The organism is Flavobacterium galactosidilyticum (assembly GCF_020911945.1).
GTDB classification, from domain to species: Bacteria; Bacteroidota; Bacteroidia; order Flavobacteriales; family Flavobacteriaceae; genus Flavobacterium; species Flavobacterium galactosidilyticum.
Genome location: NZ_CP087135.1, coordinates 1,965,956 through 1,982,710, shown reverse-complemented (window position 1 = coordinate 1,982,710; position 16,755 = coordinate 1,965,956). Strand labels below are relative to the sequence as shown.

Below are 16,755 nucleotides of genomic sequence, written 5' to 3'. Positions count from 1 at the left end.
TAAAATGCACTAATTATTTGTAAGAAAAAATCAATATATTTGATAAAAGTTAAAAGCGAAACTAACCTTCGCCAGTCTACCCAAATAGGGATTAATAAAGGAAGGTTTGTTTCGGCGATATATAAGTTATGGGCAAGTGTACAATAGCAAGGGAGAATATAGGACTAGATTATGGACAAATCATTAAAATTAAATGACTCAATCATATTAACAATACTCCAAAAAAATTATACATATGAAAAAAATTAAAAATTTTATTCTTTCAGCTTTTCTACTATTATTATTTCATTCCTGTTCTTCCTTACAGGTATCTCATATGACAAGTTCTAATATGAATAAGCTTGAACTTGGTATGTCGAAAGAACAAGTTACTCAGATATTAGGAAGTAACTATACAATAGCAGAAAAGCGACTAGAAGGCAACAATGAAATAGAAGTTTTATCTTATAGGGACTATTATAAAAATGACGAATTTTATTTATTTGTTTTTAATAATCAAAAATTAGATAAGTGGTATCGTGAGTTGTTACCAAAAGAAAGAATTGAAATTAAGTAGTTTTTTACTCCGATCTCGCTAATATTCCACAATCGCTAGCGCAGTTTTGCAAACTGTACCCATTCCAACCAGAAATACAAATGACATTATTGCTCCTACAAGAGCAAAAAAAAAATCTTGTAGTTATACTAAATATTAAAAAAACACTTACAAGGTTTTAAATATTTATAGAAAATATCGTTTCTCATGAACTAACCCAACCAACCATCTCTATCTAAACTACGATATTGAATAGCTTCTGCAATATGGCTAGAAATAACTGTTGGCGCTCCATCAAGATCAGCGATCGTTCTGGCTACTTTTAGAATTCGATCATACGCTCTAGCAGAAAGATTCAATCGTTCCATCGCTGTTTTTAGCAATTGTTTAGAAACCTCATCAAGTGCACAATATTCCCGAATGTGTTTGGTATTCATTTGCGCATTATAATGAATGTGCTCCATTTGTTCAAAACGTGCCGTTTGAATTTCTCGAGCCGCTGTCACTCTTTTACGAATGTCAACACTGCTTTCTGCTTTTTGGTCATCGGATAATTTCTCGAAAGGAACTGGAGTTACTTCAATGTGAATGTCAATTCTATCCAATAAAGGCCCTGAAATTTTACTTAAATAGCGCTGCATTTCGTGCGGCGAAGAGGTTTGTGGCGAATCAGGATCATTAAAAAAGCCACTCGGACTCGGATTCATACTCGCCACCAGCATAAATGACGACGGATAAGTAACGGTAAATTTAGCTCTCGAAATTGTTACTTCACGATCTTCTAAGGGTTGACGCATTACCTCCAAAACATCGCGTTTAAATTCTGGTAATTCATCTAAAAATAAAACCCCATTGTGAGCCATAGAAATTTCACCCGGTTGCGGATAACTTCCTCCCCCGACAAGTGCGACATTCGAAATGGTATGATGTGGACTTCTAAACGGCCTTTGATTCATCAATCCTACTTCCTTAAGTTTTCCAGCGACGCTGTGAATTTTAGTAGTTTCTAGTGCTTCCCGTAAGGTCATAGGAGGCAAAATACTTGGCAAACGCTTGGCAAGCATCGTTTTTCCTGCTCCAGGTGGACCAATCAATATAATGTTATGACCACCAGCCGCGGCGATTTCCATACAACGTTTTATACTTTCTTGCCCTTTTACATCGGAAAAATCAAATTCTGGAAAATCTAATGTTTTATAAAATTCAGCACGCGTATCAATCGTTATTGGCTCTAAGTTGCCTTTCCCTTCAAGAAAATCAATCACTTCTTGAACATTTTCAACACCATAAACATCAAGTCCTGCTACAATAGCTGCTTCTTTTACATTTTGCTTTGGAAGAAAAAAACCTTTAAAACCCTCCTCTTTTGCTTTTATGGCAATAGGTAAAGCGCCTCTAATGGGTTGTAAACTTCCATCTAGGGAAAGCTCTCCCATAATAATGTATTTATCAACCTCCTCCGCTTTTATTTGTCCAGACGCTACCAGTATGCCTATTGTTAATGTCAGATCATAAGCCGAGCCTTCTTTGCGTAAATCAGCAGGAGCCATATTGATAGTAATCTTTTTTCCTGGCATAGCGTAGCCGTTATTTTTTAGCGCGGCTGCAATACGATAGCTACTCTCTTTGATAGCGTTATCAGGCAAACCAACTAAATGATAACCAATACCTTTATCAATATTTACCTCGACAGTTATTGTGGTGGCTTCCACCCCAAAAACAGCACTTCCAAAAACTTTAACTAGCATACTATGTTATTTAATTCTAAAATTAGAGAAACATTTCTAATTATTAGTACTTATCATTCAATATTTAAAAATTGGAGAAAAAGAAGGGATATTTTGACAAAAGCCAAAACTTGATTCTATCTGCAATTTCGTAAAATACGTATAGAAATGCAGATAATAATTACACTATACTCATTGTTAAATAAAATTTAGCACTAAATCCTAAAATTAATTGGTAATAAATCAACATTTTAATACTTTTAGAAATTAATTACAAAACGCTATTATGAAAAAAACCGTACTCCTACTAATTTTCAGTTTTTTACTGCCAAAAATCTACGCTCAGGAATATTTCCCTAACAATGAAGGTGTTCCAAACAAAACTATGAATTTCACTGCTTTCACCAATGCAAAAATTTACGTCACTCCAACGCAAATTATAGAAAAAGGTACGCTGCTCATTCAAAACGGGAAAGTTATTGCTACAGGAACTAAAGTTGAAATTCCTAAAAATTGTACAACAATTAATTTGGATGGAAAATCAATTTATCCATCGTTTATTGATATGTACACCAGTTTTGGCATCGAAAAACCTAAAAGAAACACCGAAAGAAACCCGTTATACGACACAAAAAGAATTGGCTATTACTGGAACGAAAGTATCCGCTCTGAAGTAAATGGTTATGAAAATTTTAATTATGACCATACCAAAGCCGATGAATTACTGAAAGCAGGTTTTGGCGTAGTTGGAACACATATGCAAGATGGTATCGCTCGTGGGACTGGTAGTTTAATCGCATTGAACAACTTTGACAAAAGCAATCAACTACTATCAGACAAAATTTCAAATCATTTTGCTTTTACTAAAAGTGTAACAACAAATCAAGCCTACCCAAGTTCTTTGATGGGAATGATGGCATTATTGCGCCAAATGTACTATGACTTAGACTGGTACAAAAAAGGAAATGCTACTAACAAAGACTTAACGCTGGAAGCAATGTCTAATAATGAAAAACTAGTTCAAGTATTTACTTCTGAAGACAAATTGAACAGCTTACGAGCTGCTAAAATAGCAAAAGAGTTTGGGCTGAATTTTGTGTTAAAAGGAAGTGGTAATGAATTTGAACGAATTCAAGAAATTAAGAAAACGAATTCTAAATTTATTATTCCAATCGATTTTCCAGCTGCTTATGATGTTGCAGATCCAAATCTAGCTGACCAAATGGAGTTAAAAGACTTGCGTTTCTGGAACCAAGCACCTAGTAACCTAAAAGTGCTATCAGATAATGGAATTGTATTTGCGTTAACCACTGACAAACTGAAGAAAGCAGAAGATTTTAGACCAAATCTTTTAAAAGCTATAAAATACGGTTTTGATAAAACTAAAGCACTAGAAGCATTGACCACTATTCCTGCTTCTATTTTAGGCAAAAGCAGTGAAATAGGAAGCTTGAAAACAGGAAGTTTAGCCAATTTTGTAATTACTTCAGGAGAAATTTTCGACGAAAAAACGACGCTATACGAAAACTGGGTTCAAGGAAATAAATTCGTGATAAATGATATGACCACTAAAGATATTCGTGGTAATTATAATTTGACTATTGATAATGAAAAATTCAAATGGAAAATTGACGGCGAAGTTGCTGCACCAAAATCTGAAATTACCTCTGCTGATTCTAAAAAAATAAAATCGAAACTTACGTTATCGAACAATTGGCTTTCTACAGTTATAAAACCGGATGACACGACCAAAACCAATTTTGCAAGACTTATAGGATACATTGAAAGCACACAAGATCTTTCTGGCAAAGCTGTTTTATTTAATGGTACTGAAGTGAAATGGTCAGCTATTAAAACGTCTCCTTTTGTAAAAGCTATTGACTCAACTAAAGCAGAAAAGAACAATAGAATTATGCCAATCACATTCCCGAATGTTGCTTATGGTAATTTAAAGAAACCTGAAACAGAAACGATACTTTTCAAGAATGCGACGGTTTGGACCAATGAAAAAGAAGGAATTCTGGAAGAAACTGATGTATTAGTTAAAAACGGAAAAATTGCTTCTATCGGGAAAAACATATCGGACGCGTCAGCAACTGTTGTCGATGCTAAAGGAAAACATTTAACAAGTGGAATCATTGATGAGCATTCTCATATCGCTATTTCGAATGGAGTAAATGAAGGCGGACACAATTCAAGTGCAGAAGTGACTATTCAAGATGTAGTTAACTCTGAAGACATTAACATATACCGCGATCTAGCTGGTGGAGTTACTACTTCGCAGTTATTGCATGGTTCAGCAAACCCTATTGGTGGTCGTTCTGCCATTGTAAAATGGAAATGGGGTGCTTCTGCAGAAGAAATGCTTTATAAAGACCAACCTGGATTTATCAAATTTGCTTTAGGTGAAAATGTAAAACAAGCGAATTGGGGAATTACAAATCCAACTCGTTTTCCGCAAACCAGAATGGGAGTCGAACAAGTTTTTACAGATTATTTCCAACGTGCAAAAGAATATGACTTAGCTTGGAAAAAATACAATTCAGGTGGTAAAAAAGGAAAAGATAAAGCGCCAAGAGTTGATTTAGAATTACAGACAATAGCCGAAATTATAAATAGTGAGCGCTTTATTTCATGTCACTCCTATGTACAATCGGAGATTTTGATGTTGATGAATGTAGCGGAAAAATTCAACTTTAGAGTAAACACTTTTACCCACATTCTAGAAGGGTATAAAGTAGCTGATAAAATGAAAGAGCATGGCGTAGGAGCTTCTACTTTCTCAGACTGGTGGGCTTATAAGTTTGAAGTAAACGATGCAATTCCTTTTAATGGTCCAATAATGCACAATGCTGGACTTGTAGTTGCATACAACTCTGATGATGCTGAAATGTCAAGAAGATTGAACCAAGAAGCAGCCAAAGCGGTAAAATACGGTAATATATCTGAAGAAGAAGCATGGAAATTTGTCACGCTAAATCCAGCTAAATTATTGCATATTGATAATAAAGTAGGAAGTATAAAAGTAGGTAAAGATGCCGATGTAGTATTGTGGAATACTAATCCGTTATCAATTTATGCAAAAGCTGAAAAAACTATGATCGAAGGCGTTGTATATTACGACATCAAGAAGGATGAGGAAAACAGAGTCGCTATTGCAAAAGAACGAAATGAATTAATAGGTCAATTATTGCAAGAAAAGAACAAAGGCATGATTACTCAGCAACCTAAAAAAACACAAAAAGTAGAATATCATTGTGATACGATGGAAGAGTAAATACTGAACTAAATTTCAGAATTAGCCCTTTAAAAAAACAATGAAGCAATTGTAAAAAAACAAATATGATGAATAAAAAAATATATCTTTTACTATTGGTGTTTAGTATATCAACACTAATTAAAGCCCAACAAACACCAGCCAGCGCTCAATCAAAATCAGTATTGATTATCAACGCTACTGCCCATTTAGGAAATGGAAAAGTAATTGAAAATAGCGCTATAGGATTTGTAAACGGAAAAATTAATTTAGTAGCTGATGCAACTTTAATTCGTTTACCTAAAGATGCTTACGACATTACAATTGACGCAAGTGGCAAACACGTTTACCCTGGATTTATAGCCCCTAATTCCACATTAGGTTTAGTCGAAATTGATGCCGTAAAATCATCCGATGATGAAGGAGAAATAGGCCAAATGAAACCACATGTCAGAAGTATCATTGCCTATACAGCGGATTCAAAAGTAATAGAAACAGTGCGACCAAACGGTATTTTGATGGCGCAAATTACACCTCGTGAAGGCAGAATTTCAGGTACCTCATCAATTGTTCAGCTTGATGCATGGAATTGGAAAGATGCTTTAATAAAAGAAAATGATGGCATTCACTTAAACTTCCCTTCTACTTTTAAAAGAAGTGGTTCATGGTTTGAACCAGGAGGAATTGAAGCAAATAAGGATTATACTAAACAAATTGCTGAATTAACTTCTTTTCTATCCGATGCAAAAGCATATTTAGGAGCTGCTTCGAAAGAAAGAAATTTAATCTTAGAATCTACTAAAGGTTTATTCGACGGAAGTCAAACTCTATTTATCAATGCCAATGAGGAAAAGCAAATCACAGATGCAGTACAATTTGCAAAAGAAAACGGCATTAAAAAAATGGTAATTGTAGGTGGCTATGAAGCCTATAAAGTTGGTGAGCTATTGCAAAAAAATAATATAGGTGTGATGCTTAGACGTGTACATGAAATGCCAGAAAATGACGATGACGATATTGATTTACCATATAAATCTGCTAAATTATTGACTGATAAAGGCGTTATAGTAGGTTTAGAAAATAGCGGTGCGCACGAAAGAATGAATACTAGAAACTTACCTTTCTTAGCTGGAACATGTGCCGCTTACGGTCTTGATAAAGAAGAAGCTTTGAAATTAATCACATCAAATACGGCTAAATTACTAGGAATTGATGCGCAATGTGGTACCTTAGAGCAAGGAAAAGATGCCACACTATTTATTTCCGAAGGGGATGCGCTAGACATGAGAACAAATAAATTAACTAACGCCTTTATTCAAGGCAGAATGATTAGTTTAGAAACACATCAAACAAAGCTGAACGATAGATATAAAACAAAATACAATCAAAAATAAAACAATAAAATGGGACTATTTAATGCCATATTAGGCAACGCCTCTGAAGTTACAATTGAAAATGTTGCTAAAGAATTTGAGCCTCTTTTAATCGATGGGGAAACAATTGAAAAGGCTTATAAGCTAATTAGAGATATGTTCATTTTCACTAATAAAAGGCTAATTCTTGCCGAAAAACAATTGGTAGGAACTAAAGTAGAGTACATGACAATTCCGTATTCGAGTATAAAGAAATTCTCAAAAGAAAGTGCCGGAATACTAGATATGGATGCCGAACTAAAGATTTGGCTGAACCATGATAATGCTCCAATTGTCAAACAATTTGGCAAAGGCGGAAACAATATTAATGAAGTGTATAAAATTTTAAGTCAACACACTTTGAAATAAGACTTTTCTACAATATTCTAATCATTGCACCAATTGAACCATTCAATTGGTGCATTTTTTTTTAAAATACTATTTTATTCCAGACTTAAAGCAGTATTAAATTCAGTTATTTCCAGAAATAATTGCTCGCTTTCAAATGAATTTATAGTCAACACATTTTACAAATTGATAAAATTTAACTTGAATTACGGATGCACCTATAAAAAATAAGGGGTAATTAACAATAATTTGCAAAATTAACCATCAAACACACTTTTTTTATAGGGTGTATTTGTGATTTTTATATTTTTATAAAAAATTAAACTCTAAAAACGATGCGAAAAGTTATTTTAAGTGTACTGTTAATTACCATTCTAGTATTAAGCCTTTTTTCAAATTATTTCTTTATTGAAAGCCCTGCTCCAGATGAAATTATCAAATTTGACACCGGCGATACCGCGTGGATGATAGTGGCAACAGCATTTGTACTTATCATGACACCAGGTTTAGGCTTCTTTTATGGAGGAATGGTAGGAAAGAAAAATGTGATAAGCACCATGTTACAGAGTTATATGGCTATGATAATTGTTACAGTGTTATGGATTATTATTGCTTTCGGACTGTGTTTTGGCCCATCAATAGGTGGAATAATAGGCAACCCCATGCCTAATCTATTTTTTAGAGGTGTTGATACAAATACGGCTTGGCCTTTTGCTCCTACAATTCCTTTTATGTTGTTTGCTTTATTTCAGGCTAAATTTGCAATTATTACCCCTGCCCTAATTACAGGAGCTTTTGCTGAAAGAATTCGATTTTGGGCCTACTTACTATTTATGGTTCTTTTTATACTTTTCATATACACACCACTAGCACACATGACTTGGCATCCAGAAGGAATCTTTTTTAAAATGGGAGTACTAGATTTTGCTGGAGGAACGGTAGTTCATATGAGTGCGGGCTGGGCTGCATTAGCTGGAGCAATTTTTTTAGGCAAAAGAAAAGCAGAAAAACCCAATCCAGCACGAATCACTTATGTATTACTAGGTACTGGTTTATTGTGGTTTGGCTGGTTTGGCTTTAACTCAGGTTCTGCATTGGGCGCTAACGGAATTGCAGTACAAGCACTTGGCACTACAACTATTGCAGCCGCAGCCGCTGGAATGGCATGGGTATTTCTTGATAAAATTCTCGGGCATAAATTATCTGCTATGGGAGCTTGTATTGGAGTCGTAGTAGGATTAGTTGCAATAACACCTTCTGCTGGTTTTGTAAGCATTCCACACGCAATGTTTATTGGCGTTTTTGCCAGTATTGTGAGTAACATTATGGTTAGATGTTTTCATAAAAGCAAAATTGATGATGCTTTAGATGTTTTTGCATGCCACGGCATAGGCGGAATGGTTGGTATGTTGTTAACAGGTGTTTTTGCTTCAAACACCGTAAATCCAGCGGTTGGAGAAAATCAAGGACTTATTTTTGGTGATGCAACATTATTTTTAACTCAGTTAACTGCCTTAATTATTGTTTCAATATTTGCTTTTTCTGCTTCCTATTTCCTTTTTTTCATAGTCAACAAAATAACTCCACTTCGAGTTAGTGAAGAGAAAGAAGTTTTAGGTTTAGATATTTCTCAACATGGTGAATTTTTATAATTCAATTATTAAAACAAAAAAAGCGTTCTAAATTTCAATTTAGAACGCTTTTTTCAACTTAAAATGAACCTAACTATTATTTTAAAATTGTAAACTCAATTTTCGAATCATTGTAAATTCTGTGTGTTTGTTTCTGGAAATCTTCTGACTTAGCGTAGAAAATATTATCGACAAATGTTTGCGGATTCAAATCGATCAAAGGAAACCAGGTGCTCTGCACTTGAATTTGGATTTTATGTCCTTTTTTGAAAGTATGAAAAACATCTTGCAATTTGATATTTACTGCAGTTTTCTCATTAGCTACAAATGGCTCTGGTTTTGAGAAACTATTTCTAAAACGACCTCTCATTACTTCACTCCTTACCATCATATGGTAATTACTCATCTTTAAATACGGAGCAACTTCTTTAGTCTCTGGTTCATCATTTGGAAAAACATCAATCACTTTTACAATCCAATCGGCATCAGTTCCAGTAGTAGACACTTGCAGTTTAGCTAAAATCTCACCTGCTAAAGTAGTATCGTCTTGTAAAACATCAGTTTCAAAAACGATTACATCTGGACGTCTCGCCGCAAAACGCTGATCATCTGTCATGTATTTTCTTGGTGTCAAGCCTTGTTGCTTAATATCTTCTGAATAAGGAACTGGTTTCTTAGGATCACTTACAAACTCTTCAAAAGCGATGTTTTTCTTTGCCATTATAGTCAATTGATTTTCTTGCAAAAAGAAATCTTGCTTCACAGCATTTTTTGGAGGCCAAGCATCGTAGGTTTTCCATTCTTTAGAACCCGAATCAAAAACATAGGCTTCTGGTAGTTTATTTTCTCCCTTTCCATTATTTTTCAAAAAGTGACGAAAGAAATTAGCCTCAATATTCTTCTGATAAAATCCAGAAATACTATCTCCAAAATTAATATTACCAATTACTTGCTTAGCCGAATTTCGAGCCCAATCACCGTGACTCCATGGCCCCATAACAAGTGTATTATAGTTTTTGCTACTTTTTTCAATTGTTGAATAAGTGTTCAATGGTCCGTATAGATCTTCAGCATCAAACCAGCCTCCTACAGTCATTACAGCTGGTTTTATATTTTTCAAATGTTGTAAAATGCCACGTTTTTGCCAGAAATCATCATAACTTGAATGATCTTTTAGCTGTTGCCAAAATTCATTGTCTTTTGTAAAATATTTATCTAAATTAGACAATGGCCCCGCATCTAGGAAAAATTGATAATCATCATTTGTACCAATCGTTGGAAATTTATACCAATCTTTTGTAGTACGTTCTGCTTTTTGAGGACCAAATAATGGTGTTAATTTCCAATAACTTAATAAATAAGCGCCATTGTGGTGAAAATCATCAAAAAAGAAATCAGCAATACTCGCTTGTGGAGAAACTGCTTTCAAAGCCGGATGGTTACTCAATAGAGAATAAGTGGCATAAAATCCAGGATAAGAAATTCCCCAAGTTCCCACATTACCATTATTATTCGCAACGTTTTTCACCAACCAATCGATAGTATCATAAGAATCTGAAGCTTCATCAGTAGCATTCTTTCCTTTTTTATTTGGAACAAAAGCACGCATATTGTCGTACAAACCATCACTCATGAACCGACCTCGAACATCTTGATATACCACAATATAACCTTCTTCCATCATGGTTTCACTTGGAGAGATACTTCTTTTTAATTGTCCTTCACCATAAGGACCTGAATTATAAGGCGTTCTTTGCATTATAATTGGATATTTTTTAGAAATATCTTTAGGTGTATAAATGGCAGTAAATAATTCTGCACCATCACGCATCTTAATATGAACTTCTTTTTTAGTATAATTTTCAGCTACGTAATTAGCAGCTTTTTCTTGTGCAAAAAGGATAACTCCTACAAATAGTAGAAGAATACTTAGTAGTTTTTTCATAAAGTTTTTTGAGTTAAAATAGTTTTTAAAGATAAAAAAACTGTTCGAATATACTGAGAATTGTTTTTGTTTTTTTGAAATCGAAAAATTACATTTCAAAGCAAAAACAAAAATAGAACAGCTCCTAAAAGTCATTATTTTAATACAAAAAAAACTTACTCTCGAATAAAACTTTAGTGGCAAATTATAATTAAAAAGACACTCATATATTCCTTTTAAAGAAAATTATCTTTTTTTATTGCCTTTTTTAATCAGCGACTTTATTTTAAAATTTAAAAACCAGAAACGAAACATAAACCATTCAACAACAACACAATACATAGTTACTTCAAAACATAGCAGCCCTAAAAAATAATCTCAATGGCACAAAAAAAGAGTAACAAAACATGCTAATAGACCAAAAAGCAGATAATTAGCCTATCTTTGTAAAACACCTAATTATGTTTTGCAATTAAATTACGTTCCTTTTACGAAATTTTTAATTCAAAACTAAGATTTCTTATTTCGGAATAATTCCTAAAAAAAAATCTTATAATTTTTGCGTTTTACCGCACCTTTTGCCTTTGGAAAAATTCCATATATAGGCTAATAAATAATCAAAAATAAGTAATATCACTTGACATTCAATTACTGAAAGTCATCGTTTAAATGTTACTTATATTTTAAAAATAAATCACATAAAAATGGAATTCAAACAAATTAACAGCACTACTGGAGAAGATACACTTTATACTAACAAAATTATAGCTCAATTTCTTTATACCCATTTAGAGCAATATGGTGATACTATTGAAGATATTACAAAATGTATGGACTATGTAATGAATCCTAACAAAGGAGGAAATATAATTGTGGGAATTGATGAACAAAAAGTAGTAGGAGTTGTAATCTTAAACAACACGGGAATGAAAGATTTTATTCCTGAAAACATTCTAGTCTATATCGCGGTAGATAACAGCATGCGTGGAAAAGGCTATGGAAAACAACTAATGCAAAAAGCCATATCAATTGCAGAAGGGAACATTGCATTACATGTAGAACCTGATAATCCAGCTAAAAAATTATATGAAAGTTTAGGCTTTACCAATAAATATCTGGAAATGAGATTGATCAAATAAAAATCTCATTTAATAACTTTTTTTAATCAGCAACTAATGGCATTTATAAAATTATATCGAAAAAAGCTTGAGGAGAATTATACTTTTTTAGATCATATCTTTAAATCAAGAAATATTGAATGGGGCGTTGTCTCAAAACTTTTATGTGGTAATAAAATCTATTTAAAAGAAATTATCGCGTTAGGAGTTCGTGAAATTCATGACTCCAGAGTAAGCAACTTAAAAAAGATAAAAGCGCTCGATCCTGATATTCAAACGGTTTATATCAAACCACCCGCAAAAAGAAGTATCGAAAGCATTGTACGTTATGCAGACATTAGTTTCAACACTGAAGTTTACACCATACAACTACTTTCTGACGAAGCTGTTAAACAAAATAAAGTTCATAAAATCATCATAATGATTGAAATGGGTGATCTTCGTGAAGGCGTCATGGGCGAAGAATTAATTGCTTTTTATGGTACAATATTACAGATGCCAAACATAGAAATTTCAGGAATTGGAACTAATTTAAATTGCCTTAGTGGTGTAATGCCAACTCAGGATAAACTAATTCAATTGAGTTTATACAAACAATTAATTGAATCTAAGTTTAACATTAGTATTCCATTCGTCTCTGGTGGAACTTCCGTAGCCATTCCGCTAATACTTAAAAATGCAAATCCATTGGCTGTAAATCATTTTCGAATAGGAGAAGCACTCTTTTTTGGAAAAGATCTATTTACTGGACACACTATTGAAGGAATGCACAATGATGTTTTCAAATTATTTGCAGAGATAATAGAAATTACAGAAAAACCCAATACACCAACAGGTGAATTAGGCGAAAATGTGGCAGGAAATTCCTTTTCTATGAATGATGTAGAGGATTTAGGACTTACTTCATTAAGAGCAATTTTAGATATTGGTTTATTAGATATGCAACCTCAATATATAGAATCCGATGATGTTGATATTACAATTGTTGACGCCAGTTCAGACATGCTAGTAATTGATATATCCGATTCTAAAAAGAATTACAAAATTGGTGATCTTGTGGCTTTCAAAATAAGATACATGGGCGCTTTATATCTTCTAAGCTCTGATTATATTGAAAAAATAATTGAATAAAGAAATTTGTAACTCTTAATACAGTATTCGATAAAAAGAAAAATTGCACTAAACACCACAAATAAATAAGTGGATTTTAGTGCAATTCTTTTATAAGTGATATCTAATCGTTCTACTTATTCGGCCTTTTTATAACGATCAATTCCTTCTCTCAGCCATCCTTTATATGATTCAATATTTGAATTATAACTTTCTGGCTTGTCTGACAGCATATTGCCATCAGTATCTAAAATAATGTAATATGGTTGTGCATTTGCTTTAAATTTTGTGATTTGGAAATCACTCCATTTATTTCCAATACTTGTAATTTCTTTACCCGTTTCTTTAGATACATATTGTTCATTTTTAGGTAATTCTTTTTTATCATCTACATAAAGAGAAATCAAAACAATTTCGTTTTGCAAGATTTTAAGAATAGTAGCTTCTGACCAAACGTAGTCTTCCATTTTTCTACAATTTACACAAGCATAACCTGTAAAATCAAGTAAAATAGGCTTATTTATAGATTTAGCATACGCTACACCTTTTTCATAATCGTCAAAAGCAATCAAATCATGAGGACCTAAATGAGCTCCATCTGGTAAAACTTGTGCTACTGCATTTGAACCTCCTTTGTAGCCAGAAACACCGTACGGGCTTTCGCTATAAGTCATTGGTGGTGGAAAACCAGAAATTAATTTTAGTGGTGCTCCCCAAAGACCCGGAATTAAATATATGGTAAAAGATAAAACGACTAATCCAAATGACAATCTACCCACTGAAATATGAGTCAGTGGACTATCATGAGGAAGTGTAATTTTCCCAAATAAATAAAATGCTAATGTTCCGAAAATTGCAATCCAAATGGCTAGAAAAATTTCTCTTTCTAAGAAATGCAGTTGTAAAACTAGATCCGCATTCGACAAAAATTTGAATGCCAAAGCTAATTCTAAAAATCCTAAAACTACTTTCACAGTATTTAACCAACCACCTGATTTTGGTAATGAATTCAACCAACCTGGGAACATTGCAAACAACATAAATGGAAGTGCTAAAGCTAAAGAAAATCCAAACATACCAACAATAGGTGCAATTCCTCCTTTAGAAGCAGCTTCAACTAAAAGCGTTCCTACGATAGGTCCCGTACAAGAAAAAGATACAATAGCTAAAGCTAAGGCCATGAATAGAATACCAATCATTCCTCCTCTATCAGCCTGACTATCTACTTTATTTGCCCAAGAATTAGGTAACATAATTTCGAAAGCTCCTAAAAACGACGCTGCGAAAGTTACTAATATGATAAAGAAAATAATATTAAACCAAACATTAGTAGATAACGCATTCAACGCATCGGCCCCAAAAATACCAGTCACAACAAGTCCTAAAATAAGGTATATTGCTATTATCGAAATTCCGTAAATAATAGCATTACGAATTCCTTTGGCTTTTGTTTTGCTTTGTTTTGTAAAAAAACTAACTGTCATAGGAATCATCGGGAATACACATGGCGTTAGCAATGCTGCAAATCCAGATAGAAAAGCAATAAAAAAGATAGACCATAATCCTTTTTTCTCTGCTTGTTTATTGTCAAGTGGAGCAACTGTTTTTGGATCAACTGATTGAGGACTAACTTCAGTTGAAACAGCTACAGTATCTGTTTCTAGGGAATCTACTTTTGCAGCTGCAACATCAGTTGGAGCAACCGTTTCAGCAGCTGTAATTGTTAAAGCTGGAACTTTGAAAGTGAAATTTTTTTCTATATTTATACAAACCTCCTTACAAACCTGATAATTAAAATCAACTTTAATTTCAGTTAATTTCGGATTTGTTATCGAAATTTCTTGTCGGACTTGACCTTTCTTTTCAAAGAAAGTTTCATTGACTTCAAACACGTCATTAAAAGCAGTTCTCGTTTTGCTTTCTATCGCTTTACCAACTAAATTAAAATTTCCTTTTTGATTTTTGAAAGTAATTTCTAGTGGAAGTGGTCCGCCATCAGGAGTAGTTTGTGAATACAAATGCCAATCGTTTTCGATAACCGCATCAAATACTAAAACATAATTCGTTTCTGATTTTTTTTCAATTTTAGTAGTCCATTTAGCTGGATCTAAAATTTGAGCATTTCCGTTGGCAAAAGCCAAAAAAGCGATAAGTATAAATAATAATTTCTTCATTAGTCTAATTGTATTTTAAGAATATTCTTAGTTGTATTTTCAATTTTAAATCGCTCATCTTGACGAAGACCTACTACCCAAACAATGATATCATTAGAACATAAAAGCCAAGTATTTTCTTTTTCTAACAATGATAATTTTTCATCCTTAAAAAACTTACTTATCTTTTTAGATTTTCCATCCATACCGAAAGGTTGAAATTGATCTCCTTCTTCCCAATGACGTAAAACCAATGGAAATTGCAATTTATCTGAATCGACAAATATAGTTTTATTTGAAACGATAGCCATATCAGCTACTGGCGAAAAGGAAATATTTAAGGGAACATTAACTACTGTCTGATTAGCGTCTATAAAATACTCCCGTTTTTCAGTTGAAAAATCCGAAGGACTCAAGATTAAACTTTCTCGATCTTTCAATAATCGATAATCTGCTGAAAAAACAAATTTACCGGATTGACTTACAACTAAATCATAAATATCATCCCATGCTGTAAATCCAAATTCATTCAACCATTGGTATAAATACGATTTATAATTAGGTAACTTCTTTAGTTTTTTCAAATCAAAACTGATGTTTTCACCCTCTTGAACTGCTACTTGTTGGTACACCATAATAGCAGCATCATCAACCATATTTTGCGCTTCTTGCAAGTAATTTTGCGTTTTATGAAAGGACGAAAGAAAATTAGGATTCAATTCCTTCAACATTGGGACAAGATGATGGCGAATTTTATTTCGAACGTATTTATCCGAAGCATTACTACTATCTTCCTGCCATTTTATATGATTTAATTTAGCATAATCTTCAATTTCTTGTTGGCTAAATGCCAAAAGTGGCCGCACTACATTTTCGTTTTGTTCCGGAATTCCAGTTAATCCGTCCAATCCAGTTCCACGTGACAGATTAATCAAAAAGGTTTCTAAATTATCATCGGCGTGATGCGCCGTTAAAATATAATCATATTTTTCCGTTTCCAATAATTCATAAAACCAGTTGTATCTCAATTCTCGAGCAGCAACTTGCGTTGAAAGTTTGTAATCCTCCGCAAAAGCTTTGGTGTCAAATTGGGTGATGTATACCGGAACAGCATTTGCATCAGCGTAATCCTGAATAAACTTTTGATCTTCAAAACTTTCTACTCCACGCAATTGAAAATTACAGTGAGCGATGGCGATCTCAAAGTCTAACTGCTGGAATAAATGCAGCATAACCATGCTGTCTATCCCACCGCTTGTGGCTAGAAGTAGTTTTTTACCCTTTAAAAACTGAAAATTGTTAAGCAGATGATTTTGGAATTTTTGTAGCATTTTCAAATTTAATTGATTTTAATTTAAACCATGACAAATGAGGCAAGTTCAATACATAATTTTCATAAAAACCATTAAGAAAATTAAATTTAGTTACGTTTTAATATTACCTAATACTAAATATGATTTTTACTTTCTATAATTCTGAAAATAAAAAGCTATTGTATTTCTATTTTCAGAAAGATTTGTGTTAATTAGTGTAATTTGCAT

The 16,755-nt window shown here is 33.2% G+C and carries 11 protein-coding genes; 7 read left to right on the top strand and 4 right to left on the bottom strand.

Going from position 1 to position 16,755, the window contains the following annotated elements; genetic code table 11:
* Positions 1–235 precede the first annotated feature (235 nt).
* Positions 236–556 carry a hypothetical protein gene (locus tag LNP27_RS08725; protein WP_229941259.1) on the top strand — a complete coding sequence of 107 codons (321 nt, stop codon included), beginning with the start codon at positions 236–238 and terminating at the stop codon, positions 554–556.
* 191 nt (positions 557–747) lie between these two features.
* On the opposite strand, the gene LNP27_RS08720 is transcribed toward LNP27_RS08725, so the two are convergent.
* Complete coding sequence (locus LNP27_RS08720) at positions 748–2,283, bottom strand: YifB family Mg chelatase-like AAA ATPase (protein ID WP_229941258.1); 1,536 nt, start codon at positions 2,281–2,283, stop codon at positions 748–750.
* A 265-nt stretch (positions 2,284–2,548) separates the two neighbouring features.
* Between LNP27_RS08720 and LNP27_RS08715 the strand changes: the two genes are divergently transcribed.
* The 4 genes from LNP27_RS08715 to LNP27_RS08700 all read left to right on the top strand — a co-directional run bounded on the left by LNP27_RS08715 (position 2,549) and on the right by LNP27_RS08700 (position 8,930).
* Positions 2,549–5,539 carry an amidohydrolase family protein gene (locus LNP27_RS08715; protein WP_229941257.1) on the top strand — a complete coding sequence of 997 codons (2,991 nt, stop codon included), beginning with the start codon at positions 2,549–2,551 and terminating at the stop codon, positions 5,537–5,539.
* A gap of 65 nt (positions 5,540–5,604) precedes the next feature.
* Positions 5,605–6,912 carry an amidohydrolase family protein gene (locus LNP27_RS08710; RefSeq protein ID WP_428978997.1) on the top strand — a complete coding sequence of 436 codons (1,308 nt, stop codon included), beginning with the start codon at positions 5,605–5,607 and terminating at the stop codon, positions 6,910–6,912.
* Between the two features lie 9 nt (positions 6,913–6,921).
* The gene (locus LNP27_RS08705) at positions 6,922–7,299 is read left to right on the top strand and encodes a PH domain-containing protein (RefSeq protein WP_229941255.1); all 378 of its coding nucleotides are present in this window, start codon (positions 6,922–6,924) and stop codon (positions 7,297–7,299) included.
* 314 nt (positions 7,300–7,613) lie between these two features.
* Positions 7,614–8,930: an ammonium transporter gene (locus LNP27_RS08700; RefSeq protein ID WP_229941254.1), complete on the top strand. Its 1,317-nt coding sequence runs from the start codon at positions 7,614–7,616 to the stop codon at positions 8,928–8,930.
* A 76-nt stretch (positions 8,931–9,006) separates the two neighbouring features.
* On the opposite strand, the gene LNP27_RS08695 is transcribed toward LNP27_RS08700, so the two are convergent.
* Entirely contained in the window at positions 9,007–10,854 is a 1,848-nt protein-coding gene (locus LNP27_RS08695; protein ID WP_229941253.1) for a CocE/NonD family hydrolase, read from the bottom strand.
* 683 nt (positions 10,855–11,537) lie between these two features.
* Here LNP27_RS08695 and LNP27_RS08690 point away from each other — a divergent pair.
* Together LNP27_RS08690 and LNP27_RS08685 are read left to right on the top strand one after the other, a co-directional pair.
* Positions 11,538–11,972, top strand: a complete 435-nt coding sequence (locus LNP27_RS08690; RefSeq protein WP_229941252.1) for a GNAT family N-acetyltransferase — start codon at positions 11,538–11,540, stop codon at positions 11,970–11,972.
* 36 nt (positions 11,973–12,008) lie between these two features.
* Complete coding sequence (locus tag LNP27_RS08685) at positions 12,009–13,082, top strand: alanine/ornithine racemase family PLP-dependent enzyme (protein ID WP_229941251.1); 1,074 nt, start codon at positions 12,009–12,011, stop codon at positions 13,080–13,082.
* Positions 13,083–13,198: 116 nt separating this feature from the next.
* Here LNP27_RS08685 and LNP27_RS08680 read toward each other — a convergent pair whose 3' ends face one another.
* Both LNP27_RS08680 and tilS read right to left on the bottom strand, forming a co-directional pair.
* Positions 13,199–15,235, bottom strand: a complete 2,037-nt coding sequence (locus LNP27_RS08680) for a protein-disulfide reductase DsbD family protein (RefSeq protein WP_229941250.1) — start codon at positions 15,233–15,235, stop codon at positions 13,199–13,201.
* Positions 15,235–16,545, bottom strand: coding sequence for a tRNA lysidine(34) synthetase TilS (tilS, locus tag LNP27_RS08675; RefSeq protein ID WP_229941249.1), 1,311 nt, complete (start codon positions 16,543–16,545; stop codon positions 15,235–15,237). Before tilS ends, LNP27_RS08680 begins: the two co-directional genes overlap by 1 nt.
* Positions 16,546–16,755 lie beyond the last annotated feature (210 nt).